This is a genomic window from Vibrio rumoiensis 1S-45 (assembly GCF_000286955.2).
Taxonomy (GTDB): domain Bacteria; phylum Pseudomonadota; class Gammaproteobacteria; order Enterobacterales; family Vibrionaceae; genus Vibrio; species Vibrio rumoiensis_A.
The window spans coordinates 61,667-87,408 of sequence record NZ_AJYK02000043.1 but is presented as its reverse complement, the minus strand read 5'-3'; the positions used below and the strand labels follow the sequence as shown (position 1 = coordinate 87,408).

Sequence of the window (25,742 nt, the reverse complement as noted above, 5' to 3'; positions counted from 1 at the left end):
TGTATTCAAGCTATGATGAAGCGAGTTTCTTCATAAATAATAAAGGGATCCTATGAACCGACTTTTTGTCATGGTTGCATTGATTATGGTATCAATGGTAGCTGCGCCATTGGCTGAAGCAAAACGCTTTGGTGGTGGTAAATCATTTGGTAAAAGCTTTAAAACAGCGCCAGCACCAAAACAAAATGTACAAAACACCAACACATTAAATAAAAAGCCTGATGCAACGGCACCTCGTCGTGGCGGTATGATGGGTGGAATGCTCGGTGGCTTATTAGCTGGTGGGTTACTTGCATCATTGTTCATGGGTGGTGGTTTTGAAGGTATTCAATTCTTTGATATCTTAATCATGGGCTTGATTGCTTTCGTTGCTTTTAAATTCTTGAAAGGGATGATGGGAGCGAAGCAAAGCAGCGTGAATCGAGGGCCGCAAGCCGCGTATTCTGGCGCGATGAATCGCCAACAATTTGAGCAGCCTAATGTTCAAAACTTTGAACAACCACAATCAAATGGTGGTTTTGGTGCGACAGGTCAATCGGATGTACCGCATAGTTTTCCTCCAGGCTTTGATCGTGTGGCTTTTGTTGAAGGTTCTCGTGAACACTACCGTACCTTACAGGGCGCATGGAACTTCAACCAATTAGATAAAATTGAAGAATATGTGTCTCCAGCTTTATTTGATCAACTGAAAGCAGAACGTGCAGAGCTTCAAGGTGACCAACATACTGATGTCATGTACGTTGATGCTGAGATTGTTCGTGGTGAATACGATGCTTCTAAAGCGCAATTGAGCATTCAATTTACTGGTCGTTACCGCGATACAGTAGAAAGCGTAGAAGAAGAGATTGATGAAGTTTGGCACTTAGAGCGTGATTTGGTAGCAAATAACGCACCATGGTTAATCGTGGGCATTCAAACGAACTCTTAATAGCTTCGATAATGAAATAAATGAAAGCCAATGGATTTTTCCATTGGCTTTTTTGATGTGTGAAATAAAAAATCTCCAGTAACTGTAAACGTTACTGGAGATCGTTATGTCACGTAAACTCTAATTAAGCGTCTGCGTTTTGTGCTGCTTGAATAGCGGTTAGTGCAACGGTGTAGACGATGTCGTCAACCAATGCGCCGCGAGACAGGTCGTTTACTGGCTTACGCATGCCTTGTAGCATCGGGCCAATAGACACTAGGTCTGCAGAACGCTGTACCGCTTTGTACGTTGTATTACCAGTGTTTAGGTCTGGGAACACAAATACGGTTGCTTTACCCGCTACAGGCGAGTTTGGCGCTTTAGAAGCAGCGACATTTTCCATGATCGCTGCATCGTATTGTAGAGGACCGTCAATCACAAGATCTGGACGTTTCTCTTGAGCAATACGAGTTGCTTCACGTACTTTATCTACATCAGCACCTTTACCTGAAGTACCAGTCGAGTATGAAATCATCGCAACACGAGGATCAATACCAAAGGCTTTAGCAGAATCTGCAGATTGAATCGCGATTTCAGCTAATTGCTCAGCGTTTGGATCTGGGTTGATCGCACAGTCGCCGTATACCAATACTTGATCAGGCAGAAGCATGAAGAAGATTGATGATACGATAGAAGCATCCGGTGCCGTTTTGATGATTTGGAACGGTGGTACGATCGTGTTAGCCGTAGTGTGAACCGCACCAGATACTAGACCATCAACTTCACCACGCTCAAGCATCATTGTGCCTAAGAATACGGAGTCTTCTAGTTTTTCACGAGCGACTACTTCAGTCATGCCTTTCGCGCCACGTAGCTCAACTAAACGCTCAACGTAGTTTTCACGTACTTTTTCTGGGTCGATGATTTCAACGCCAGCGCATAACTCAACACCTTGTTGAGCGGCTACACGGCGAATCTCTTCAGGGTTACCAAGAAGTACACAGGTTGCGATACCGCGTTCAGCACAAATGGCTGCTGCTTTAACGGTACGTGGCTCATCACCTTCAGGAAGAACAATACGTTTACCTGCACGACGAGCAAACTCAGTTAGTTGGTAGCGGAATGCTGGTGGGCTTAGACGACGAATGCCTTCAGTACCTTCAGATAAAGAATCAATCCATGGGCCATCGATGTGGCTTGCAACGTGATCGTTGATGAATTCAATACGTTCTTTATCGTCTTGTGGTACTTCAAGATTGAAACTTTGTAAGTTCAGTGAAGTCTGCCAAGTGTTACTTTGTGCTTTGAAGATTGGCAGGCCAGCGTCAAATGCTGGTTTGCATAAATCGGCAATAGTTGGTGGGATATCGTAACCGCCAGTCAATAAAATCGCACCAATTTCAACACCATTCATAGAAGCTAACGCTGCTGCTACGATTACGTCTGGACGATCAGCTGAAGTCACCAATAATGAACCTGGTTTAAAGTGTTCGATCATGTTTGGTAATGAACGTGCACAGAAAGTGATGCTCTTAATACGGCGAGTATTGATTTCACCAGCATTGATAATGTCAGCATTTAAGTGCTTAGCCATATCGATTGCGCGAGTTGCGATCAATTCAATTTTCCAAGGCACACAACCTAGCACGCGAATTGGGCTAGAGTTGAAAATTTGCATAACTTCAATATTTGCTTGTGATGCGCCATCACTTTCATCAAAAATTTCAGATAAGTCAGGGCGAGTACGGCCAGCTTCATCAACAGGAGCATTGAGCTTGTTGATGATAACGCCAGAAATACTTTTATTCTTGGTACCGCCAAAGTTTGAACAAGCAACGTCAATACGTTCTTTTAACTGAACGGCGTTGTTGGTACCTGGTGTGGCAACAAAGACAATTTCAGCGCCCAGTGTTTTGGCAATCTCTGAGTTTACTTGGTTCGCAAATGGATGCTTACGTGTTGGTACAAGACCTTCAATTAAGACGACTTCAGAACAATTGCTAACGTCGTTATAACGTTCAACGATTTGCTCAAGCAGAACATCCATTTTTTCATTACTGATCAACGATTCTGCATCCGACATTGATGTGGATTCAGCCACTTTCATATCACTGTTTGCAGAGATAATTGTCGATGTTAGATCCGGCAGATCAGCCCCGCTACGTGGTTGAGCAATCGGTTTAAAAAATGAAACATTTACACCCTTACGCTCCATCGCGCGTAAGACACCCAAACTAACGCTAGTAAGACCAACACCAGCGCTAATAGGAACAAGCATAATAGTACGAGACATGGAAAGTATTCCTCTAACTATTTAAAGAAACTAATGAGTTTTCATTAGGTAGAAAGAAAACAGGCTAACCGAAGTTAGCCTGTAAATTATTATAGGCCAGTAAGGCGAGCAGTATCTTCTGCGATAACCAACTCTTCGTTGGTTGAGATAACCATTGCAGGTACACGGCTGTTTTCAGTTGTGATCATACCTTCACCACCAAAACGCGCAGCAAGGTTTTTATCGTTGTCTACTTCGATACCGAAAATAGCAAGACGGTTTAATACAAGCTCACGGATTGGACCTGAGTTCTCACCAATGCCACCAGTAAATACGATAGCGTCTAGACGACCTTCAAGTGTTGAAGTATAGCTAGCAATGTATTTTGCTAAACGGTGGCAGAATACATCCATTGCACGTTTTGCTTCAGGCTTGTCTTGGTAGTTATCTTCAACGAAACGACAATCAGAAGTGACTTGAGTTAAACCAAGGAGACCTGATTCTTTGGTCATCATGGTATTAATTTGATCAACAGAATAACCAAGCGCGTCATGCAGGTGGAAGATCACAGCCGGATCGATATCACCACAACGAGTCCCCATGACAAGGCCTTCTAGTGGCGTTAGACCCATTGATGTATCAACCGATTCGCCGTTTTTAATTGCACAAACAGAAGCACCATTACCTAAGTGACAGTTAATGATGTTTACTTCATTTACTGGCTTATCCATGATACTTGCAACTTCACGAGTAATAAATAGGTGAGAAGTACCGTGCATGCCGTAGCGACGAATGCCGTTTTCTGTGTATAGGTTGTATGGGATTGCGTACAGGTATGCTTCTTCAGGCATAGTCTGGTGGAATGCAGTATCAAATACCGCCACGTTTTTCAAACCAGGGAATGCTAGTTTAGCTGCTTCAATACCTGCGATTGCTGCTGGGTTATGAAGGGGTGCTAGCGTAATGCAGTCAGTGATGCCTTTCATTACTGCGTCATCGATCAATACTGAAGACGTGAAGTGCTCGCCGCCGTGGACAACACGGTGACCGATAGCACCAAGACCTTGTCCAAGCTCAGGCTTAGAAGCAAGAATGGTTTCTACGATAAATTTTAACGCTTCAGCGTGGGCTGCACCGTTGCCGAGTTGAGCTTCATGCTTTCCATCTAGTTTCCATTTAATACGTGCTTCTGGAAGGCCTAAACATTCTGAAAGGCCTGTAAGAAGCTCATCGCCAGACTCCGCATCAACGATTGCAAATTTTAGTGAAGAACTACCGCAGTTTAAAACTAGGACTAGCTTTGACATGAGTGAATACCTGTATTCGTACAAAAATGACTGTAATGAAATAAAACAATTTCAAGAATAGACGACAATCATGGATCAACGTATTATTCTTTAAAGTAGACGAAACCAGTTGAATCTGACATTCATTGGATTCGTTCAGAAATCTTAACTTGTGCGACATGCCTCTCGGTTTTACCTGAAATTTTGGTGACGGAGATCATGAAAGCGTGCAAAGGATAACGATTATATCCCAATATAACAAAAAAAATTTTAGCTAATATTAACTTTAATCAATTTAATTACAATTTTATTTGAATTTTTACTGGGATTTTTTATAGGTGAGGAGGGCGTATGAGTCATAAAGGTTTTATTCACCGTTTAAAAGATGGTCAACATTACATGGATCTTTGGCCGGTTCGTAAAGAGCTTACGCCAATATTTCCTGAACCACGCATTATTAAGGCGACTAAGTTTGGTATTAAAGTTATGCCAGCAATCGCTGCTATTAGTATATTAATGCAGATGACCTTACAAAATTATGGAGCGATGCCCCAAGCTATCATTGTGGCGCTCTTTGCCATCAGCTTGCCATTGCAAGGTATTTGGTGGTTGGGCACTCGCTCTAATACCGTTTTACCCCCAAGTTTAGCGAATTGGTACCGTGAGCTTTATCAAAAAGTGGCGGAATCAGGCGCTGCACAAGAGCCGATAAAATCCAATCCACGTTATAAAGAGTTAGCCATCATGCTTAAGCGCGCATTTCGTCAATTAGATGATTCCGCTTTAGAACGCTGGTTTTAACCTCTTAACGTCTTCAATTTTTCTATAATACAGAGCCCTAATAATCAGTTATTAGGGCTTTGTTGCTATTTTGTAAACTGCAGCTTCCCTTTATCAGAATTAACTGGTAAGAATATAGATTCAATGTAAAGAGTTACAATGAAAATAATGCTACGAGACTGTAAATTAATTTATACAGTTTAATAATAATAAATTAAATACAACATTCTATTGCTGAATCAAGGAGCCAAGATGAAAGCAAAACAACTTTTCGCAACTGCTATTTTTGCAGGGGCGGCATTAATGTCTACAGCAGGTGTATCGGCAAAAACATACAAAGTGGATGTATCACAAATCGTGGAACACCCAGCGTTAGATGCCACTCGTAATGGTTTAATCGACGGATTGAAAGCAAAAGGGTATGAACAAGGTAAAAACCTCGATTTAGTATATAAGACAGCACAAGGTAATCCAGCGATTGCTTCTCAGATTGCTCGACAGTTTGTTGGTGAAGGTGCAGACGTTTTAGTGGGGATCGCAACCCCTTCTGCACAAGCGCTCGCGGCCACTACCAAAAATATTCCAATCGTTTTTACCGCGGTGACGGATCCAGTTGAAGCTAAACTGGTTAAATCGTTAGATAATCCTACAGGCAATGTGACAGGTTTATCTGATCTTTCACCGGTTGGTCAGCATGTAGAATTGATGCAAGAGTTTAATCCAGACCTGAAAAGTATCGGTGTGGTTTATAACCCAGGCGAAGCAAACTCAGTTGCACTAATGACACTTCTTAAGGCTGAAGCGGCGAAGCGTAATATCCAAGTAAATGAAAGTACTGCCCTGAAAAGTGCCGATATTCGCTCTGCAACTCAAGCAATTGTGGCGAAGTCTGATGTCATTTACGCGATGATTGATAACACAGTAGCGAGCGCTATTGATGGCATGGTTGCTGCAGCTAACCAAGCTAAAAAGCCAGTGTTTGCCGCATCCACTACTTATATTGAAAGTGGCGCGGTGATTGGTCTAGGTGCGGATTACTACCAAGTTGGTATTCAAACTGCAGATTACGTTGCGGCTATTTTAGAGGGTAAAAAACCGACGGACTTACCTGTGACAATAGCGAAAGCGTCTGATCTTATTATTAATAAGCAAGCTGCAGAAGATCTAGGTATTACAATACCAAAATCTATTTTGGATCGCGCTGAAGTATCGAAATAGTAAAATAATGAGCGTTATCGGGCTTGAGTGGCTCAATAACGCTTTTTTACATAATTATTTTTAAGTCCATAGCAATTTAAGAAATGGATTTTCATTCCAACGCTAGTTTATTAAGGCACTTGGGATGGTAAGCAGCAAAGGAGTTAGTATGTCTGCTTTTGCCTTTTATGGCGCATTAGAATTAGGCTTAATTTATGGCCTAGTTGCTTTAGGTGTTTATCTTACCTTTAGGGTTTTGGATTTCCCCGATTTAACTGTTGATGGTAGCTTTCCTATGGGCGCTGCGGTTGCCGCCGCCGCTTTAGTGACCGGTGTTAATCCTTGGGTTGCCACAGCAATGGCCTTTTTTGTTGGTGGGTTAAGTGGCCTTGTGACTGCGTTTTTAGCAGTACGTTGCGGGATCTTACATCTACTGGCTTCTATTTTAACGATGTTAGCGGCTTTCTCTATCAATATACGAATTATGGGCCGACCAAACTTATCCCTCCTTGGTGAAGAAACGATTTTCACGCCATTGGATGCATTTAGCGGTGATTTATTCGTCCGCCCGTTAGCTGTCGTGATTTTAGTTGTGGTGTGCGCACTTTTGATTGTTCGTTTATTAAATAGTGACTTTGGTCTAGCACTAAGGGCTACCGGGGTAAACGCTCGTATGGTTGCCGCTCAAGGGGCGAGTACGGGTTTTTATACTTACTTTGGTTTGGCATTATCGAATGGCTTAGTTGGCTTTGCAGGTGCAGTTTTGGCGCAAGCAAATGGATTTGCAGATGTAACTGCAGGCGCTGGTACCATCGTAGTGGGTTTAGCTGCTGTGATTTTAGGTCAAACATTAATACCGAGTCGTAAGATTTGGGTTGCCGTTGTGGCGGTAATTGTCGGCTCAGTTTTATACCGAATTGCGATTCAATTTGCCTTAAATACCGGAATGTTTGGTATGCAAGCATCTGATTTGAATTTGGTTACAGCTCTGCTAGTTGCGGTTGCACTCGTTGCTCCAAAAATAAAGAGTAATATGAAAGCGAAGCGTGCTGCGAAGGAGGCCTTATGATTGAATTAAAAAATATCGAAGTGACCTTTAATCCCGGTACGATTTTAGAAAATAAAGCGTTGAGAAAAGTCTCTCTTAATGTCCCTCAACATCAATTTTTGACTGTTATCGGTTCAAATGGTGCAGGTAAATCGACGTTGCTCGGTGCGGTAACGGGTGAAACGCCGATGATTGGCGGCCATGTAATTATTGATAATGTTGATGTGACAAAACGTACTGTTGATCAACGTGCTCGAATGTGTGCACGGGTATTTCAAGATCCGCTTGCGGGCACTTGTGGTGATTTAACTATCGAAGAAAATATGGCGATTGCTTACATGAGAGGCAAACGTCGTAGTTGGACAATGTCACTATCGAACAAGCGCCGTAAAATATTTCAAGAACGTATTAGCATTCTTGGATTGGGGTTAGAAGATCGATTAGGTGACAATATTGGGCTATTGTCTGGCGGCCAACGCCAAGCGGTGAGCTTAATTATGGCAACACTTTCTGAAAGTAAGCTTTTGTTATTGGATGAACACACTGCAGCTCTGGATCCCCGAATGGCTGCTTTTGTGATTGATTTGACAAAGAAAGTGGTTAAAGAATTTGATTTAACAGCTATGATGGTGACGCATTCAATGAAAGATGCTTTAGATTGTGGTGATCGAACTATTATGTTGCATCAAGGTGAAATCGTTTTGGATGTCGATGGAGAAAAGCGTAAAGGTATGCAAGTACCTGACTTACTCGATATGTTCACTAAAGTCAGAGGTGAGGAACTTGCCGATGACAGTTTATTGTTAGGTTAAATCACCATTCAACATTGATTGAAGTGGCGGTGATACTGGACGCATTTCAAATCAGAAATTAAGCCCTCAGTAACTGTGTTATTTGAGGGCTTAGTTTTATAAATAATATTTTGTCCATGTTATTTAATCACTGATACAATTTGAAGTGTGATTTTAATTAAAAGGTTCTCATGATCCCTTATACTTCTCGCCTATCATTCAAGTGTATTATCCTTGCGCCACTTGCTCTAATGCTTAGCATGGTGTCTTTACTCGCTTATAATTTCACGCAAAGTCTCGGAGATAACGTTCAGTCAGAATATGACAGAATGACAGAAGATATTGCACATTCAGTTAAGTTATTGGGTTCTTTGAACTATAGTTTTGCTACCTACTTTACCCATAAGTCTGAATTACTACCAAGTAAAACTGCTCACCACAAGGTGATTGGAGAGGATGGTTTATGCTTATGGAAACAATCTGCAGAATCGATTCAATCGGCATATCGTGCAGATGCACGTAAAGTACTGCAAATTGATTATGCTGTTAAAGGGTTACCAGAAGCGTGTGATCCAAATAGTGAAATTTATAAAGATATTTCAAGTAAGTTATTGCTTGCCCCAACGTTTTCATTCTTAAATGGTATTGAAGATTATATCGTGGGTTTATATTACGTCTCACCACTTGGGTATATAATCTCTTCGCCTGCGAATTTAGCCACCAATGTTCATAAAGACTCTATTCCCATCATGAAAAGTCGTAAGTATTGGATTGAAGGTAAAAGCGGTCACAGTGTCTTACGTCTAACTGGGCCTGTTGTCGATGTTGCTACTGGCAAGCCAGTGCTAAGCATTTCTGCTGGCTTATTCGATAACGATCAGTTTGAAGGTCTAGTCTTACTTGATATTTCGGTTTCAAAACTGGTATCGGTTGATCCCGGTTTAGATCAAAGAATTACGTTTCAAGTGCTAGGAGAAAACCCTTTACCACAAAACGCATGGATGCCAAGAACTCTACTCATTGATGGGGTTGAAACCAATCAAATTATGTACTTTAATCTTGATTTGAAAAAAGAAGTACATACGTTTTTTGTCCAGAAACAGACGTCTTTGTTTGGGCTTGTTGGCTTATATTTCCTGACCGTTATCTTCTTGATTTATTGGCGAGTGAGAGATGAAAAACGCCATTTCCACTCTTTAGCATTGCATGATCCCATGACTGGGTTGCTGAATCGCAGAGGTTTTTATCAAGGTTATCAACTGAAAACGGTTCAACCTTTTGAAGCTATCGCAACGTTTGATATTGATGATTTTAAAAAAATCAACGACACGCACGGCCATAATATCGGTGATGATGTCATCATTTTTGTGAGTAAAGTTTTAACTGAAAATATAAGACTGGATGATATCGTTGCTCGTTTTGGTGGGGAAGAGTTTGTTGTTTATTTACAGTCCGATAGCAAAGAATCCATGATTGGCGCTATAGAAAGGGTTCACCAGGTTATTGCTGCAACGTCATCCGATTTTATTGTTGGTGGATTTACTGTTTCAGGTGGTATAGCTATTCAAGATGAAAAAAGAGGGGTTGGGTTAGATAGGCTAATCAAACAAGCGGATGAGAAGCTCTATCAAGCGAAGAGAACAGGCAAAAATAAATTGATTTATTAATACCGGAACGGAAGGTTTTATAAGCGGGGTAGCGAACGTATGTATTCTGCGATGGGTTCGGCTTTATTGAAGCGTCGAATATTGCGAAATAAGTCGTCTGCTGCTTCATACTCATGGCGAAGATAAGCCAACCATTGCTTAATTCTATTTGGGTAGTACAGCCCTTTGTCGCCTTTAATCTCAAACTCTGAATATTTCAGCATTAATTCAACCACTTGATGCCAAGGCATCGCTGGATGATTATGTTTCACTACATTACCTAAATTAGGAAGATTGAAGGCACCACGGCAAACCATAACGGCATCGGCTTTGGTTTGGTGTAAACAATCTTGTCCATCTTGATAGTTCCAGATTTCACCATTAGCAATAATAGGGATTTGGCAGCGTTGCTTAATTTTTTCAATATACTCCCACTTGATCTCACTTGCTTTATAACCACCCATTTTGGTTCTAGCATGAACAGTGAGTTCTGTCGCTCCTGCTTGCTCAATCGCATCTGCTATTTCTAAGCAATCTTGAGGGTCTTCCCACCCTAAACGGATCTTGGCTGAAACAATGACATCAGCAGGTACCGCTTCACGGCATGCCTTAACAATTTTATATAATTGTTCAGGATGCTGGAGCAAAGCGGCTCCACCTTTACTTTTATTGACCATTTTTGCGGGGCAACCAAAGTTGAGGTCAATGCCTTGTGAGCCTAGTTCGACTGCTCTAACGGCATTTTCTGCCATCCAATCAGGTTCTTGACCGAGTAGCTGCAAACGAACGGGAGTACCGGAACGAGTTTGACTACCATGTTCTAATTCTGGGCATAAACGGGTAAATACGTGCTCGGGTAACAGACGATCAACGACACGCACAAATTCAGTCACACATAAGTCGTAATCATTGATGTCGGTAAGTAGATCTCGCATTAAATAATCGAGAACACCTTCCATAGGGCCAAGAACGACACGCATGTTTATCTCCAAGTAAATAGATATGGGATGGTCAAAGAGGCGAGATTGTAATGGCTTATAATAAAAAAGTCACTGTGAATACAGTTACACACGAGTTTCATTTGATCGAGTATATTTACTGGTTACACTATGCCTATCATTTTTTAGGTAATTGTTATGACTCAACTAATAAATAGCTATATTTTAGAACACACAGATTATACGCCTGAATTTATTGAAGGGGCGATCCTAGCAGCGAATATGACGCCAAAGGCACTTGATCCTACGATATGGATTGAACCGCTATTAGAGCTAGATAAATCGATAGCCCAACCGTTACTCGTTCAGCATTTTGAAGTGCAATACGCTCAATTGATGACATGTGAATATGATGCTTTACAGCTATTGGGTTTTGATGGCCTAGTAAACAATAAGATTGTTGATTTTGCAGAAGGGTTTATGACCGTTTGGTCTGTGATTGAACCCGGTTGGAATGAAGTTGATCAGCTTTCTGATGGCACGGTGCGTATGTTACAAGGTTTACTGACGACATTGATGTTGACGATTGATGAACAATCAACGCACCAGCAAATGAAAGAGGCAGGTATTGAACAACCCCCCACGCTCGTCGATATGTTGCCACAGTTGAATTTAATGATTAATGAAGTGAGCAAAGCCGCGAATGATGCGCTACAAGGCGATCAATCGGTAAGAGTGAATCCGTATAAAAATATCGGTCGTAATGACCCGTGCATTTGTAATAGCGGCAAGAAATTTAAACAATGCTGTGGCCGTTCATAACGACCACAACTAGCATTATTTTGTTTTAAAGAACTGTGAAATAACGATGATGGTCAGTGCGATTAAGTTTGCACTGAAAATGATCACAAGCCATTGTGGCATCGATAAGCTCAAGAATTGCCATACGATTTTTGAGCAATCTCCCGTTGGTTCAAACATCCACGGAACCCATTGATTTAATGGCGCCCAGCTTGGAAATTGCGGGAATATGTCACAAGTTGCGAAAGGTGACGGGTTAAATTGATAACCGACGTGCTCTAAAGCAAGTTGTAGGCCTCTAAATGCTGTGTAGCCCCATCCTGCAAGTCCTAGCCAACGTATCATCTTATTAGACGGTTGAATTAATCCTATGGTTGCTGCAACTCCCATCCCCATCATTGCTACACGTTCATAAACACACATTACGCATGGTGCGAGCATTAAAACATGTTGGAAGTAAAGTGCACTGAATTCAAAAAATGCGACAACCAGTAATAACAAAAGCCAAGATACACGCTTTTGAGAGAATGAATGAATGGATGATAACCAAGCCACGTTAATGTCCTTATAAAAAGAAAGCCCTGATTCCTCAGAGCTTTAAACACTAGAATAGTTCAAAATTATGAAAGGGGATTATAGTGTTGTAAACCGATAATCCCAATTCAACATCATTTTGTTGTTATTGGCTCAATTAGTGACCAATTACAGCTGATCCCTGAGTGGCAATTTCTACTGTAGAGGAAGTTAGCCAGCCAGATTGAAGGAAGTAAGCGGTCATTGGCTCTAACAAGAACATAATGCCTAAGTAGCCCACAATTGCTAACACAACTGTATATGGAAGTGCCATGATAACCATTCGCCCATAAGATAAACGGATCAGTGGAGCAAGCGCTGAGGTTAATAAGAACAAGAAAGCAGCTTGTCCGTTTGGCGTCGCAACCGATGGTAAGTTGGTACCAGTGTTAATCGCAACCGCTAGTAAATCAAACTGTTCGCGAGTAATCGTACCATCAAGTAATGCTGCTTTAACTTCATTAATGTAAACCGTACCGACAAATACATTATCAGACACCATAGATAACAAGCCATTGGCGATATAGAACATGGTAATTTGCTTATCACCTTCTAATTGAAGAACGGCTTCAATAATAGGCTTAAACAAGTGTTGATCGATGATCACGGCAACGACAGCAAAAAAGACAGCAAGCAGAGCGGTAAATGGTAATGCTTCTTCAAATGCTTTACCTAATGAATGCTCTTCTGTTATCCCAGTAAAAGAGGTGGCTAAGATAATGACAGATAAACCAATTAAGCCTACAGCCGCTAAGTGACCAGCTAAGCCAATGATCAACCAAATTGCGATAAAGCCTTGCACATAGAGTTTTGCTACATCTTGCTTAGTACGCTTTTGTTGTTCTTCATAATCTACTTCAATTAGGATCTTACGAACATTTTCAGGTAATTTTGCTCCGTAACCAAAGACTTTTATTTTTTCAACGGCAACACAGGTTAGCAGTCCAAAAATGAACACAGGGAAGGTAACGGGAGCCATTCTGAGAATAAACTCGCCAAAACCCCAACCTGCTTGATCAGCGATAATCAAGTTTTGTGGCTCACCAACCAATGTCATTACTCCACCAAGTGCGGTACCAACACCTGCATGCATAAGTAATGAGCGTAAAAACGCACGGTAGTCTTCTAAATCAGAACGAGTAATTTCTGGGATGAGTTCATCGGTGGTGTGATCGTGGTGTGATGTACTACCTGGATTAGAGACCACTTTATGATAAATGGCATAAAACCCAATCGCGACACTGATGATCACGGCAATCACCGTTAATGCATCTAAGAAGGCAGATAAAAAAGCGGCGGTCACACAAAAAGCAACAGAAAGAAGGGTTTTAGAACGCACACCTAGTAAGATTTTGGTAAAAACAAAAAGCAATAATTGCTTCATGAAATAGATACCCGCGACCATAAAAATTAGAAGTAGAAGCACTTCAATGTTGGCAGCAAGTTCATGCTTGACTTGTTCTGCACTGGTCATACCGATGGCTACAGCTTCTATTGCGAGTAAGCCACCTGGTTGGAGTGGGTAACACTTTAACGCCATGGCAAGTGTGAATATAAATTCAACGACAAGAAGCCAGCCGGCAGTAAAAGGGTCGATTAAGAAGAACACGATCGGGTTAATGATCAGAAAGGCAATAATGGTAACTTTGTACCAATCAGGAGCCTTTCCTAGAAAGTTTTTAACAAAGGCTTTTCCTAAAGACATGGTCATGAATGTACTCTTTTATAAGTCAAAAAAAATTAATTTAAATACAGTATGCAGTGTTTTTCATTTCAAGCTGTGAAAATGATCAAATTAATTTGATTTCTTGTATGATTTATCACGCTTTGTTCATTGAAAAATTACATGTTTGTTAATGTTTTTGTGCAAAGATTATTTGATCTGAGCCACTATGTTTTGGGTTTGTTAAAACAATGGCGATGACAATACACTCTGTGTTTAGATAGTAAACGGTAAAAATGAAATAACTGGAACTGGATTATATTTTTTAAACAAAAATCTGAATAATGCTTGGAATTATTCATGTAATATTACTGGGATGTGACTTTCATTCAGGTTGGTGATGATATTGCTTGTTTTAAGACAGATACAAGTAGTGGTATGATGAGTGCAATTTTATTTTTGAATTCGGACAAAGTGAATACATGGTTATTAAGGCAAAGAGCCCAGCTGGGTTTGCAGAGAAATACATCATAGAGAGCATTTGGAATGGTCGTTTTCCTCCTGGTTCAATTTTACCTGCCGAGCGAGAATTGTCTGAACTCATCGGTGTCACTCGCACTACCTTACGCGAAGTACTGCAGAGATTGGCTCGAGATGGCTGGTTGACGATTCAACATGGTAAGCCAACGAAAGTGAATAACTTTATGGAGACATCGAGTCTGCATATTTTAGATACTTTAATGACATTAGATAGCGAAAATGCGACCGGTATCGTTGAAGACTTACTGGCAGCTCGCACCAGCATTAGCCCAATATTTATGCGCTATGCATTTAAGTCGAATCCAGAAGCGTGTGTGAATACACTAAACCGCGTGATTGATTCATGCGAGAACTTACTCTCCCATGATTCTTGGGAATCTTTCATTGCTCAATCGCCTTATGCAGATAAGATTAAACAGTCTGTAAAAGAAGACAACGAGAAAGATGAAGCTAAGCGAGATGAAATACTTATCGCGAAGACCTTTAATTTTTATGACTACATGCTTTTTCAACGTTTAGCCTTTCACTCTGGAAATCAAATCTATGGTTTAATCTTTAATGGTATGAAAAAGCTTTATGATCGAGTGGGTAGTTTTTATTTCTCGAATCCAGAAGCTAGAGCATTAGCACTGCAATTTTATAAGCATCTTTTGTCTTTGTGTGAAGATGGAAAACGTGAAGAACTTCCTGCTTTGATCCGTCAGTATGGTATTGAAAGTGGTCATATTTGGATGCAAATGAAACAGAACTTACCTTCGAATTTTACCGAAGATGATAGTTAATTCTGATTCAATCAACATTGAATTTTTCGATAAGCCTGCTCACTGAGCAGGTTTTTTTTCGATAGCGTCTAAATTTTCTAATGGTAAATAGATGCTTTCACATATATCTGAAAGGATTTGATCATAAATATTAAAAATGATCAAAGAGGCATCTAATGACAACTGATAAAGCTCTAATGGTGACTTTTCAATGATTTCGGAGTCTTGCCATTGTTTTAATGTTTGTATAACACCGTTTTGGTCACTATCTGCGGTGGTTAAAGGGCATATGAGTGACAGTTGGTTTAATCGCCTACTCAACACAGAAGCATGATGTCTAAATCTTTGCTTTCCTAAATCGCTGTCAATTTCTTGAATACTAATTCGAAAGCGAGTTAACACTTCCAGAGTGTCGAGAACTTTTTGCCAACCATGATGGTAATCAGAGGCAATATCATCATGGTGCGAATCAACTAGCCAACTAATTAATACTTCATCGATTAAGAATAATATTTGTCGAATAACTCGACCATGCTCTAGTTGATTTTTTGCGATACTGTATGTTGACCAATGATCAAGAAGGATCTGTGTTTTTTCATGCAGAATGCGGATTTCAAGCTTAGTATCAGGAGCAGATACGACCTTAAGTTGCGTAAATGTTTCGGTCATTTGAGCCGTGATACTTTCTAATGATGCGGTGTTATTTTGCATTTCACTTAAGTGAGAATGTGTAGTTGCCCGATGTTGGCGCACTAAAAAAATCAAGGCACGTAATTGGTTTATTAAAGCATGGCGAGAGTGATTGTTCTTTTCTCTCATCCCACTGAAATAGATTAAACACGCCACAATAGCCGCCACAATGAATAGGCTTACCGAGATAAACATACTAACCTCGCATTTTTACATCATTCAAATACTTAGCAAAGCAATTTACATACCAATATATTATCTTTTGAAAAAGATTAGTGCTTTTCTTTGGTGATAGAAAGCGTGATCCAATTCTTCTTTTGATAATATTATTAATAGTGGTCGGGTTTTAGTTTAGATAGGATTAAAAATTAAAAATTAAACTAACTATTTGTATTTAAAAGGTAAATATTATTTTTTGTTTGAGATGTTCAGTATAAGGTATTCGCACCTACAACTAACGTCGTACTTGATAATTGTATCAGTAGTGTTACTTTTTTGTTAAAGGTCGAAGGATGAATATTTCTAAGACAGTGTCGATATAATTATAAAGGTACAGGGAGAGGTACATAAATGATGCTGAAGTATAAAAGAAGTTTACTATTTTGCGCACTGTTACCGATGATGGTTGCACCAGCAATGGGCGCTGGTTATCAATTCTCACGTTTCAATTATAGCAATTTATACAATAAAGATGACAAGGTGACTTTAGCGTACTCTTGGTTTAATTATGATGTAGAAGGCCAAGCACCTAACGGCCAAAAAACGGGTAACCTCGCAGATGACACCCACTATATACAAGGTGGCGTTAACTATCACTTTACTGATAATTTTTCGGGTAATATTCAATATTACCGCGCGCACAATATTAATACTGAACATACACAAGGTGTGTATGAAGGGTCAGGAGCATTTGTACGTAGCCGAGTACTTGCATTTACAGGTAAGTATCAATTCAACCCATACTTTTCAGCATTTCTAGGCCCAACGATTAATGATACTGAAATCCAAGCAGATTTTGATGGTGCACTTACGCGTAATCGAGGTAACTTAAATCTCGATTTAGGACAAGATTATGCACTTGGGTATACGGCAGGGGCTTCATTCCATTACCCTGATATTGCATTACGAGCGACGCTAGGCTATCAATCAGAAATAAAGCACGACTTTGATGATATACAAGAAACGGGATCATTAACCCGAGGAGCAACGCTTACAAGCCAAGGTGAGATTGTGTTACCGCAATCAGTCACTTTCGATTTTCAAACCGGGATTGCTCCCAAAACATTGCTGACTTTTAATGCTTTTTGGACGAACTGGAAAGCGCATACTATTGATAGCCAAGTGCTTGGGCAAGTGGTTGGTTTTAAAAATAATACAATGAACTATAGTCTAGGTGTCGCTTATCAGTTTACACCACAATTTGTGGGCCTAACTGAATTGCTTTATGGTGAAGGTGCGGGTGAGAAAGGGGTCGTTAACCCATTAGCTCCTGCCAATGGTTCTAAAGGTGTTAAGGTTGCAGGGCGTTATAAGTTTGATGACTTTGCTGTCTTTATGCAAGCAAGGTATACCATGATTAATGACGGCACTGATAGACCAACGCAGTCGACTTATGAAGGGAATAGTGTTGTGATTTTATCCGCTGGTGTTGAGTATCTATTTTAAAACATTTTCGACTTAACACTAAAAAGTGAACATTAAAAAAGGCTGCGTAATTGCAGCCTTTTTTATGAGATTAAACCGTGAAAAAATAATGCTTACATTAGTTTAATATCATTAATGTCAATCATCTTCTTACATGACTCTCATGCCTGGTTGTGCGCCATCATGAGGCTCTAAAATCCATAAGTCTTTGCCACCAGGACCAGCAGCTAAGATCATGCCTTCAGACATACCAAACTTCATTTTACGTGGTTTTAGGTTCGCAACCATAACGGTTAACTTACCAACCAGCTCTTCAGGTTTATAAGCAGACTTGATACCAGAGAAAACTTGACGCGTTTCACCACCGATATCCAATTGGAACTTAAGTAGTTTGTTTGCTTTTGGTACTTCTTCACAAGAAATGATTTTAGCAATACGCATATCAATTTTAGCGAAATCATCAAATTCAATTTCAGCTCCAACTGGCTCTTTATCCAGTTCAGATTGTGTTTTTTGCTCAGCTTGTTCCTTTACTGCTGCTTCTGCTGCTGCATCTTCTTTGGAAGCTTCAATCATCGCTTCCACATGTTTCGGGTCGATACGATTAAATAGCGCTTTGAATTTAGTCACTTCATGATCCGTTAACGGGGTATCAATGCCTTCCCACGTTAGTGTGTCATTTAAGAAAGCTTCGCTGCGTTCTGCAAGCTCTGGCATGACTGGTTTCAAGTAAGTGATCAATACACGGAATAAGTTTATACCAACGGTGCAGATATCTTGTAGCTCTTGATCCTTGCCTTCTTCTTTGGCAATCACCCAAGGGGCTTTTTCATCAACGTATTGGTTGGCTTTATCGGCCAATGCAGTGATTTCACGAATGGCACGACCAAATTCACGCGTTTCGTATAATTCAGCAATACGATCCGATGCATCAACAAACTCTTGATATAGTGCTGTCTCAGAGAAGTTCGCCGATAGTTTGCCTTCAAAGCGTTTGGCAATAAAACCTGCATTACGTGAAGCAAGGTTGACAATCTTATTAACAACGTCTGAATTCACACGTTGTGTAAAGTCTTCTAAATTCAAATCAAGATCATCAATGCGACTGTTCAGTTTTGCTGCGTAGTAATAACGTAGGCATTCTGGATCAAGATGCTTCAAGTAGGTGCTTGCTTTAACAAAGGTACCTTTAGATTTTGACATCTTGGCGCCATTCACCGTGACATAGCCGTGAACAAAGACATTGTTTGGTTTACGGAAACCTGCGCCGTCTAGCATCGCTGGCCAAAATAGGCTGTGGAAATAAACGATATCTTTACCGATGAAGTGGTAAAGCTCTGCGGTACTGTCTTGTTTCCAGTATTCATCAAAGCTTAAATCATCACGTTTGTTACATAGGTTTTTAAATGAACCCATGTAACCGATTGGGGCATCAAGCCAAACGTAGAAGAATTTGTTTTTCTCACCTGGGATCTCAAAGCCGAAGTATGGTGCATCACGCGAGATGTCCCATTGCTGAAGACCTGATTCAAACCATTCTTGCATTTTGTTGGCCGTTTCAGTTTGTAAGGAGCCTGAACGTGTCCATTCCTTTAACATGCTTTGAAACTGTGGCAAGTCGAAGAAAAAGTGCTCTGAATCTTTCATGATAGGTGTTGCGCCAGACACGGCTGATTTTGGATTAATCAAGTCGGTTGGGCTGTAAGTTTCACCACATGCATCACAGTTGTCGCCATATTGGTCTTCTGCTTTACATTTTGGGCAAGAACCTTTTACGAAACGATCCGGTAAGAACATTTCTTTTTCTGGGTCAAACAATTGAGAAATAGTGCGGCTGGTAATGAAACCATTCTCTTTAAGGCGTAGATAAATATCAGAAGCTAATTCGCGGTTTTCGTCACTATGTGTGCTGTGGTAATTATCAAAACTGATATTGAAGCCAGAAAAGTCTTGTTCATGTTCTTTTTGAACCGCAGCAATCATTTCTTCAGGTTCAATACCTAATTGCTGGGCTTTTAACATGATAGGGGTGCCATGAGCGTCGTCAGCACAAATAAAGTTAACCGTATTACCACGTAAGCGTTGGTAACGAACCCAAACATCGGCTTGGATGTGTTCTAACATGTGACCAAGGTGAATTGAGCCATTAGCATAGGGAAGAGCACAGGTTACGAGAATTTTTCTTGGGTCAGTTGCCATTATTTACCATCACTTTTTATTCTGGGGAAGATCCGATGCACTTAGTTTGATTTGTTTTCTAAGTTGGATTCGAATCAAAAACTTCCGAAGATTCTACCTTATGCCGGCCTTGACTCCAAGAAATGGACTAGTCAATTGAGCATATTTTTAACTGAATTAGTCAAATGGTTCGTGTTCATCGATGAAGGTGCTAGGATGCGTAAATATGCATTGTGATTTCGAGGTAGTATGTCTTTATTTTCTTTTCGTTCTCAATCTGCTAATTGGTCAACACTTTCAGTATTAAGTGAATGGTTAAATCAGTTTGAACACCCACTTTTGATTCAGCAATGGGCAGATACGCCTGGATTCGTCTCGTTAACGTCGAATGACAGTGTAATTATCCGATTGCCTTTCTATGGGCAAGGATTGCAAGACCAACTGCAAATGTGGATTGATGAGCAAAGAAAGGATCATGCTGACCTTCCTAAGATTGAACTGTCCACTCAAGTGAAAACCATGCAAACCCCACATGGTTCGCCTGTGAAAGGGGTGAAAAATATCATTGCAATTACATCGGCAAAGGGTGGGGTGGGTAAATCAACCACGGCTGTTAATTTTGCATTAGCGCTTCAACAGTTAGGCGCTAAAGTTGGCTTGTTGGATGCTGATATTTATGGACCTTCTGTGCCATTAATGTTGGGCACTCAGGGAAGTAAACCAGAAGTCATTGATAATAAATGGATGAAACCGGTGGAGGCTTATGGGTTATTTACCAATTCCATCGGATATTTAGTCGCAGAAGGTGATGCAGCAGTATGGCGAGGCCCTATGGCATCAAAAGCGTTAGCTCAAATATTAAATGAAACCTTATGGCCAGAGCTCGACTATTTAGTGATCGATATGCCGCCAGGTACCGGTGACATACAGCTTACGTTATCCCAACAAATTCCAGTGACTTCAGCATTGATCGTCACTACCCCCCAAGATTTAGCATTAGCGGATGCTATTAAAGGGGTGAATATGTTTGATAAAGTAGGCGTACCTGTACTGGGTGTGGTAGAAAATATGAGCTATCACATTTGTTCGAACTGTGGTCACCATGAAGATTTATTTGGCCATGATGGCGCTCAGAAAATGGCAGAAAAAATGGAATTAGCTTTATTAGCTCAGATTCCTCTTCATATTGACCTGCGTCAGGATATTGATAATGGTTGCCCAACGGTAGCTGCGACACCAAGCAGTGAACATTCTCAATTATATTTAGAATTAGCCGATCAAGTGGCTTGCCGTTTATTCTGGCAAGGCAAACCTGCACCCGATGCGATTATGTTCACCGAAGTGAAGTAAAAAGAAGATAAAATAAGCATCTAAAATCAGATGTTTATTTTTTGCTCGAATCTTTACCGCAAATAAATAACAGAAAATGATATTTACGGTTAAATCCATGATTCCATAGCATTGGAAACTCCCTTTTTACGTTGTTTAGGTATATAATCAGACGGTTTATTTCCCCTTTGGGGTCCCGTTATTATCGAGCTTGGGTGCTTTACATGTCAGAACAACAAATGCCTGAAACAAACAAATGCGTCATTGTAGGAATTGCCGGCGCATCGGCATCAGGGAAGAGCTTAATTGCGAGCACCATTTATAAAGAATTACGTGAAAAAGTGGGTGATCATCAAATTGGTGTGATCACCGAAGATTGTTATTACCGTGATCAAAGCCATTTAAGTATGGAAGATAGAATAAAAACCAATTACGACCATCCCAACGCCCTTGACCATGATTTATTGTGTGAGCAACTTGAAAAGCTAGTTCAAGGTGAATCGGTTAATATTCCAGAATACAGCTATTCAGAACACACCAGAACAGAAAGCACCACATTAATGACCCCTAAAAAAGTGATCATTTTAGAGGGCATTTTGCTTTTAACAGAGCCTCGTTTACGTAATTTAATGCATGCTTCGGTATTTATGGATACACCATTAGATATCTGTCTGCTACGACGTGTTAAGCGTGATGTACAAGAGCGTGGTAGAACGATGGAATCGGTTTTGAAGCAATATCAAAAAACGGTTCGCCCAATGTTTATGCAATTTATCGAACCTTCAAAGCAACATGCAGATATCATCGTGCCTCGTGGTGGTAAAAACCGTATCGCGATAGATGTATTGAAAGCACACATTGCTAAGTTATTGAAATCTTAAGGTTGGATGGCTGGGCTCATTCCATAATGATTAAGATGAATGCTAGTGACAACCATTAACCATGCATTTAAGAGCTTTGTACTTAGGCAAAGCGACTTTAGGAGATCCACCCGTGAGATTGTGTGATAGGGATATAAAGAAATACATGGCAGAAGGTAAAATTACCATGACGCCAGCACCGTCGGAAGACAGCATTAGTGGTTTGACAGTTGATGTCCGCTTAGGGCATCAATTTCGAGTATTTAATGATCATAGTGCGCCATATATTGATCTCTCTGGTAAAAAAGAGCAAGTCACTGCGCAATTAGAAAAAGTCATGAGTGATGAAATCGAAATTTCAGACGATGGTGAGTTTTATTTACACCCTGGACAACTCGCTTTAGCGGTGACTTATGAGTCGGTTGATCTTCCTGCTAATATTGTTGGTTGGCTTGATGGTCGATCATCATTGGCACGGTTAGGGTTAATGGTTCACGTTACCGCACATCGTATCGATCCAGGTTGGTCGGGTAGAATTGTACTGGAGTTTTACAATTCTGGTCGTTTGCCGCTTGCTTTAAAGCCTATGATGCCTATTGGTGCGCTAAGCTTTGAAGTGTTATCAGGTGATGCAGAAAAACCTTATAACAAGCGCGATAATGCTAAGTATAAAAATCAACAAGGCGCAGTAGCAAGCCGCATTAATGAAGATTAATTCATTAATAATGATTTGTAATGACTGTCATAAGCCTGATGGGCTTTAGCTTGACAGTCATTCAGATTTTTCTGACATGACTCACCTTACCAACCTAGAGTAGGGTTTGTTATACTGACGATGTTAATTCTTGTCGCATTGTGTGAGGGACCTCCATGAAAAAAATTCTAATCTTCATCTCCATTCCTATTGTTGCCATTTTGATTGCAATTTTAGCTTTGGTTGTTTTTGTTAATCCAAATCAATTCAAGCCCTTAATTGTAGAACAAACAAAAGAACAAACTGGTTTCGATCTTGTGATTGATGGGGATATCAGTTGGAGTTTCTTCCCTCATATTGGTTTTAATATTGGTAAGACTCAAGTGTTGAATCCGAATGGATTTAAACAGGCTCAAGTCGTCAAGATTGATGAAGTTGCTCTTGATATCTCGGTATTACCATTACTTGAGAAAAAGCTGGATATTGGCAATGTCACACTAAATGGTGCAGACATTTTTATTCATACATTAAAAGATGGTCGTTCTAACCTCGATATTATGAAGCAGTCAGTAGAAGGCAATGCGGATGATAGTGGTAACAAAGAGGCCGAAACGGTTGCTCAGAAAGATCCTGAATCAACAACAGTGAGTGGTGCAACAGACGAATTAGCCGCTCCATGGCAAGTAAGCTTAGCGGGAATTGCCGTAAATAATGCCAAATTGGAGATGATTGATGATAAAAATGGCTCACAATTATCACTATCTGATGTGAATTTTGCTCTATCTCAATTCCAATTTGATCAATGGAGTAAAGCTGAATTCAATATTAAAGGTAAAAATAACCAACAAACTTTTTCAGCGGCTGGTGAAACGGAGTTTAAAGTTTCTCAAGATCTAAAAGACTATGAATTACGCAGCACCCAGTTAGAGGCTAAATTTAAAGATCCATCAACAGATATTGAAAAGCTGACTGTCAATTTAGATAGCTTCAAGTTTGATAATGCCAACAGCATGAAAGTGGGGGTGAAAGGTAAAGCCGCTGACATGAATATTGATATCAACCAAGCCGCGTCGTTGACTGTCAATAAAGCGATGACGTTCGTTCGTTTAGATGACATGACAGTAAAAGGCAAAGTAGATGGTAAAGCGCTACCGCTCAGCCCGGTTAATATTGATATGGCATCGAATGTGAGTTTTGATCTTACAAAGCAATATTTAGATGTCACATTGAAAAAGTTAGGTATTAACGATTTGCTGATCGATGGCAACGCACAAGTGAGCCTTGCTCCAAGTATTCCTAAAATCGTGTTTGATTTGCATAGCCCAGAAATTAATGTTGACGCTTTATTAAAGCAAATGAATAAAGGACAAACTGCAGCAGATCCAAAAACGGCTTCAACAGCAAATAAAGCACCCGCTAAGTCAACAAGCAATGTAAGCCAAAGTGAGCCTGATTTAAGTGCGACACGTACCTTAGATGTTACGGGGAAGGTTGCAATTGATAAATTGACGGCAAACAATGCCAAAATGCAAAATGTGGTGACTCAATTTAAAGTGAATCGTGGTGTAATTGATTTACAGCGATTGGCTGCCAACCTTTATGGTGGTTCTGTTAACGCCAATGCACGAATTGATGCGCGTAAAAACACGCCTACTTATAGTATCCATAAAGAAGTAAAAGGTGTGCAGGTGCAACCTTTATTGAAAGATGTAGCTAATATGGATTTTGTTTCTGGTACAGGAAATATTACCGCAGACCTAACAGGACAGAGCTTCATTACCGATAAAGTGAAGCAAAATCTGGCTGGTGTGATTAAACTAAATTTTGCTGATGGTTCTTTTTATGGGGTGAACGTTGCCCATGAAATTCGCACCGTTCAGGCATTATTTAATGGTAAGAAAGCAGAAGCCGACACAGTTAAGAAGACAGATTTCAGTGCGTTAACCTCGACAATGAACTTGTCTAAAGGTGTAATGAAAACGGATAACTTAGCGATGCAATCACCTTTATTGCGTATATTAGGTAAAGGACAAGCAAACTATGTAAATGAAACCGTTGATTTTTTAGTTACGACATCCATCGTTGGTACTCTAAAAGGGCAAGGCGGCAAGGATACTAATGAGCTAAAAGATATTACCTTGCCGATTAGCATAAAAGGAACATGGGCAGAGCCTAAGATTCGCCCTGATCTCAATGCTGCGCTAGATGATCAGACAAAGCAAAAAGCGAAAGAGAAAATTGACGAAGCGAAAGTGAAAGCGCAAAAAGAAGTCGATAGAGGCATTGATAAATTATTAGGTGGAAAAGATTCAGATAAAAATGATGATGTGAAAAAAGCCGCAGGTGATTTACTCAACAACTTGTTTAAGTAATAGTTATTTGTATAACGATCAAGTTTAAGCCATGAGAAGTATATAATAACGCCACCTTAAAATAGGTGGCGTTATTTATGGATACGGATACAGAGCAGTTTACCAATATTAATTAACGCCATTGATAAATTACCGCTATTACCAGTCAACTCCTTTCAGTGCCTTTACACCAGATTCAAAAGCATGTTTGACATTTCTGACTTCAGATACGGTATCTGCTGCTTCAATTAAACGACGATGAGCTGCGCGGCCGGTTAACACCACCGATTGCATCTTAGGACGCTGTGATAATGCTTCTAGCACTTCATCCAAGTCAATATAGCCATACGTCACCATATAAGTGATCTCGTCGAATAAGATGACATCGAGCGATTCATCTTTAAGCATTCGTTTACATTCTTGCCATACTTTTTGCGCCGCTACTGTATCGCTTTCTTTATCTTGTGTCTCCCAGGTAAAACCTGTTGCCATGACTTGAAATTCAACCCCAAGTTTTTCTAATAAGTTTTTCTCACCATTATCCCAAGTGCCTTTAATAAATTGAGCAACGGCACAATTAAAACCATGTCCAACCGCACGTGCAATTGTGCCAAAGCCCGCTGTAGTCTTCCCTTTACCGTTACCGGTAATGACAAGCAGTAGCCCTTTCTCTTCTTGAGCAGCTTCTACTCTTTGGTCGACTTCTTGTTTGATTTTTTGCTGGCGCTCTTGGTGTCGGTCTTGCTTTTTCTGGGGCATATACAGATTCCATCATCGAGAATTTTCTTGATGA

The 25,742-nt window shown here is 40.4% G+C and carries 21 protein-coding genes; 13 read left to right on the top strand and 8 right to left on the bottom strand.

Annotated features, from left to right (window positions below):
* Positions 1-52: 52 nt before the first annotated feature.
* Complete coding sequence (locus A1QC_RS05735) at positions 53-928, top strand: Tim44 domain-containing protein (protein WP_017025224.1); 876 nt, start codon at positions 53-55, stop codon at positions 926-928.
* A gap of 124 nt (positions 929-1,052) precedes the next feature.
* On the opposite strand, the gene pta is transcribed toward A1QC_RS05735, so the two are convergent.
* Together pta and A1QC_RS05725 are read right to left on the bottom strand one after the other, a co-directional pair.
* Complete coding sequence (gene pta / locus A1QC_RS05730; protein WP_017025223.1) at positions 1,053-3,200, bottom strand: phosphate acetyltransferase; 2,148 nt, start codon at positions 3,198-3,200, stop codon at positions 1,053-1,055.
* A gap of 89 nt (positions 3,201-3,289) precedes the next feature.
* Positions 3,290-4,486, bottom strand: coding sequence for an acetate kinase (locus A1QC_RS05725; protein WP_017025222.1), 1,197 nt, complete (start codon positions 4,484-4,486; stop codon positions 3,290-3,292).
* Between the two features lie 330 nt (positions 4,487-4,816).
* Here A1QC_RS05725 and yfbV point away from each other — a divergent pair, with 330 nt between their 5' ends.
* The 5 genes from yfbV (at position 4,817) to A1QC_RS05700 (ending at position 9,948) form a co-directional block, all read left to right on the top strand.
* A complete protein-coding gene (yfbV, locus tag A1QC_RS05720) occupies positions 4,817-5,266 on the top strand; it encodes a terminus macrodomain insulation protein YfbV (protein WP_017025221.1) in 450 nt (149 codons plus the stop codon).
* A 231-nt stretch (positions 5,267-5,497) separates the two neighbouring features.
* On the top strand, positions 5,498-6,463 hold the full coding sequence (locus A1QC_RS05715; protein ID WP_017025220.1) for an ABC transporter substrate-binding protein: 966 nt from the start codon (positions 5,498-5,500) through the stop codon (positions 6,461-6,463).
* A 148-nt stretch (positions 6,464-6,611) separates the two neighbouring features.
* Positions 6,612-7,511, top strand: a complete 900-nt coding sequence (locus A1QC_RS05710; RefSeq protein ID WP_017025219.1) for an ABC transporter permease — start codon at positions 6,612-6,614, stop codon at positions 7,509-7,511.
* Entirely contained in the window at positions 7,508-8,302 is a 795-nt protein-coding gene (locus A1QC_RS05705) for an ABC transporter ATP-binding protein (protein ID WP_017025218.1), read from the top strand. Before A1QC_RS05710 ends, A1QC_RS05705 begins: the two co-directional genes overlap by 4 nt.
* A gap of 170 nt (positions 8,303-8,472) precedes the next feature.
* On the top strand, positions 8,473-9,948 hold the full coding sequence (locus A1QC_RS05700; RefSeq protein WP_017025217.1) for a sensor domain-containing diguanylate cyclase: 1,476 nt from the start codon (positions 8,473-8,475) through the stop codon (positions 9,946-9,948).
* A gap of 17 nt (positions 9,949-9,965) precedes the next feature.
* Here the strand turns inward: A1QC_RS05700 and dusC are convergent, their stop codons facing one another.
* A complete protein-coding gene (dusC, locus tag A1QC_RS05695) occupies positions 9,966-10,907 on the bottom strand; it encodes a tRNA dihydrouridine(16) synthase DusC (protein ID WP_017025216.1) in 942 nt (313 codons plus the stop codon).
* 156 nt (positions 10,908-11,063) lie between these two features.
* On the opposite strand from dusC, the gene A1QC_RS05690 reads away from it, so the two are divergent.
* On the top strand, positions 11,064-11,687 hold the full coding sequence (locus tag A1QC_RS05690) for an SEC-C metal-binding domain-containing protein (RefSeq protein WP_017025215.1): 624 nt from the start codon (positions 11,064-11,066) through the stop codon (positions 11,685-11,687).
* A gap of 15 nt (positions 11,688-11,702) precedes the next feature.
* Here the strand turns inward: A1QC_RS05690 and dsbB are convergent, their stop codons facing one another.
* Together dsbB and nhaB are read right to left on the bottom strand one after the other, a co-directional pair.
* Complete coding sequence (gene dsbB, locus A1QC_RS05685; protein ID WP_017025214.1) at positions 11,703-12,221, bottom strand: disulfide bond formation protein DsbB; 519 nt, start codon at positions 12,219-12,221, stop codon at positions 11,703-11,705.
* A gap of 136 nt (positions 12,222-12,357) precedes the next feature.
* Positions 12,358-13,950, bottom strand: a complete 1,593-nt coding sequence (gene nhaB, locus A1QC_RS05680) for a Na(+)/H(+) antiporter NhaB (protein WP_017025213.1) — start codon at positions 13,948-13,950, stop codon at positions 12,358-12,360.
* Positions 13,951-14,384: 434 nt separating this feature from the next.
* On the opposite strand from nhaB, the gene fadR reads away from it, so the two are divergent.
* Entirely contained in the window at positions 14,385-15,224 is an 840-nt protein-coding gene (gene fadR / locus A1QC_RS05675) for a fatty acid metabolism transcriptional regulator FadR (RefSeq protein WP_017025212.1), read from the top strand.
* Between the two features lie 39 nt (positions 15,225-15,263).
* Here the strand turns inward: fadR and A1QC_RS05670 are convergent, their stop codons facing one another.
* Positions 15,264-16,088, bottom strand: coding sequence for a hypothetical protein (locus A1QC_RS05670; protein ID WP_017025211.1), 825 nt, complete (start codon positions 16,086-16,088; stop codon positions 15,264-15,266).
* A 375-nt stretch (positions 16,089-16,463) separates the two neighbouring features.
* Between A1QC_RS05670 and A1QC_RS05665 the strand changes: the two genes are divergently transcribed.
* Positions 16,464-17,558, top strand: coding sequence for an OmpP1/FadL family transporter (locus A1QC_RS05665; protein WP_017025210.1), 1,095 nt, complete (start codon positions 16,464-16,466; stop codon positions 17,556-17,558).
* A gap of 129 nt (positions 17,559-17,687) precedes the next feature.
* Here A1QC_RS05665 and metG read toward each other — a convergent pair whose 3' ends face one another.
* Entirely contained in the window at positions 17,688-19,736 is a 2,049-nt protein-coding gene (gene metG / locus A1QC_RS05660) for a methionine--tRNA ligase (RefSeq protein ID WP_017025209.1), read from the bottom strand.
* Between the two features lie 228 nt (positions 19,737-19,964).
* On the opposite strand from metG, the gene apbC reads away from it, so the two are divergent.
* From apbC to A1QC_RS05640, 4 genes are all read left to right on the top strand, one after another.
* Entirely contained in the window at positions 19,965-21,065 is a 1,101-nt protein-coding gene (gene apbC / locus A1QC_RS05655) for an iron-sulfur cluster carrier protein ApbC (RefSeq protein WP_017025208.1), read from the top strand.
* A 218-nt stretch (positions 21,066-21,283) separates the two neighbouring features.
* A complete protein-coding gene (gene udk / locus A1QC_RS05650) occupies positions 21,284-21,925 on the top strand; it encodes a uridine kinase (RefSeq protein ID WP_026025828.1) in 642 nt (213 codons plus the stop codon).
* 112 nt (positions 21,926-22,037) lie between these two features.
* On the top strand, positions 22,038-22,619 hold the full coding sequence (gene dcd / locus A1QC_RS05645) for a dCTP deaminase (RefSeq protein WP_026025827.1): 582 nt from the start codon (positions 22,038-22,040) through the stop codon (positions 22,617-22,619).
* 155 nt (positions 22,620-22,774) lie between these two features.
* A complete protein-coding gene (locus A1QC_RS05640) occupies positions 22,775-24,970 on the top strand; it encodes an AsmA family protein (protein ID WP_017025205.1) in 2,196 nt (731 codons plus the stop codon).
* 138 nt (positions 24,971-25,108) lie between these two features.
* Here A1QC_RS05640 and cobO read toward each other — a convergent pair whose 3' ends face one another.
* The gene (gene cobO / locus A1QC_RS05635; RefSeq protein ID WP_017025204.1) at positions 25,109-25,708 is read right to left on the bottom strand and encodes a cob(I)yrinic acid a,c-diamide adenosyltransferase; all 600 of its coding nucleotides are present in this window, start codon (positions 25,706-25,708) and stop codon (positions 25,109-25,111) included.
* Between the last annotated feature and the right edge of the window lie 34 nt (positions 25,709-25,742).

Coding starts and splice junctions, on each gene's coding strand:
- pta (WP_017025223.1), bottom strand. CDS start 3,200: ATGTCTCGTACTATTATGCTTGTTCCTATTAGCGCTGGTGTTGGTCTT.
- udk (WP_026025828.1), top strand. CDS start 21,284: ATGCCTGAAACAAACAAATGCGTCATTGTAGGAATTGCCGGCGCATCG.
- dusC (WP_017025216.1), bottom strand. CDS start 10,907: ATGCGTGTCGTTCTTGGCCCTATGGAAGGTGTTCTCGATTATTTAATG.
- yfbV (WP_017025221.1), top strand. CDS start 4,817: ATGAGTCATAAAGGTTTTATTCACCGTTTAAAAGATGGTCAACATTAC.
- A1QC_RS05690 (WP_017025215.1), top strand. CDS start 11,064: ATGACTCAACTAATAAATAGCTATATTTTAGAACACACAGATTATACG.
- A1QC_RS05710 (WP_017025219.1), top strand. CDS start 6,612: ATGTCTGCTTTTGCCTTTTATGGCGCATTAGAATTAGGCTTAATTTAT.
- A1QC_RS05700 (WP_017025217.1), top strand. CDS start 8,473: ATGATCCCTTATACTTCTCGCCTATCATTCAAGTGTATTATCCTTGCG.
- nhaB (WP_017025213.1), bottom strand. CDS start 13,950: ATGACCATGTCTTTAGGAAAAGCCTTTGTTAAAAACTTTCTAGGAAAG.
- cobO (WP_017025204.1), bottom strand. CDS start 25,708: ATGCCCCAGAAAAAGCAAGACCGACACCAAGAGCGCCAGCAAAAAATC.
- metG (WP_017025209.1), bottom strand. CDS start 19,736: ATGGCAACTGACCCAAGAAAAATTCTCGTAACCTGTGCTCTTCCCTAT.
- A1QC_RS05640 (WP_017025205.1), top strand. CDS start 22,775: ATGAAAAAAATTCTAATCTTCATCTCCATTCCTATTGTTGCCATTTTG.
- A1QC_RS05665 (WP_017025210.1), top strand. CDS start 16,464: ATGATGCTGAAGTATAAAAGAAGTTTACTATTTTGCGCACTGTTACCG.
- A1QC_RS05670 (WP_017025211.1), bottom strand. CDS start 16,088: ATGTTTATCTCGGTAAGCCTATTCATTGTGGCGGCTATTGTGGCGTGT.
- A1QC_RS05735 (WP_017025224.1), top strand. CDS start 53: ATGAACCGACTTTTTGTCATGGTTGCATTGATTATGGTATCAATGGTA.
- A1QC_RS05705 (WP_017025218.1), top strand. CDS start 7,508: ATGATTGAATTAAAAAATATCGAAGTGACCTTTAATCCCGGTACGATT.
- A1QC_RS05715 (WP_017025220.1), top strand. CDS start 5,498: ATGAAAGCAAAACAACTTTTCGCAACTGCTATTTTTGCAGGGGCGGCA.
- fadR (WP_017025212.1), top strand. CDS start 14,385: ATGGTTATTAAGGCAAAGAGCCCAGCTGGGTTTGCAGAGAAATACATC.
- A1QC_RS05725 (WP_017025222.1), bottom strand. CDS start 4,486: ATGTCAAAGCTAGTCCTAGTTTTAAACTGCGGTAGTTCTTCACTAAAA.
- apbC (WP_017025208.1), top strand. CDS start 19,965: ATGTCTTTATTTTCTTTTCGTTCTCAATCTGCTAATTGGTCAACACTT.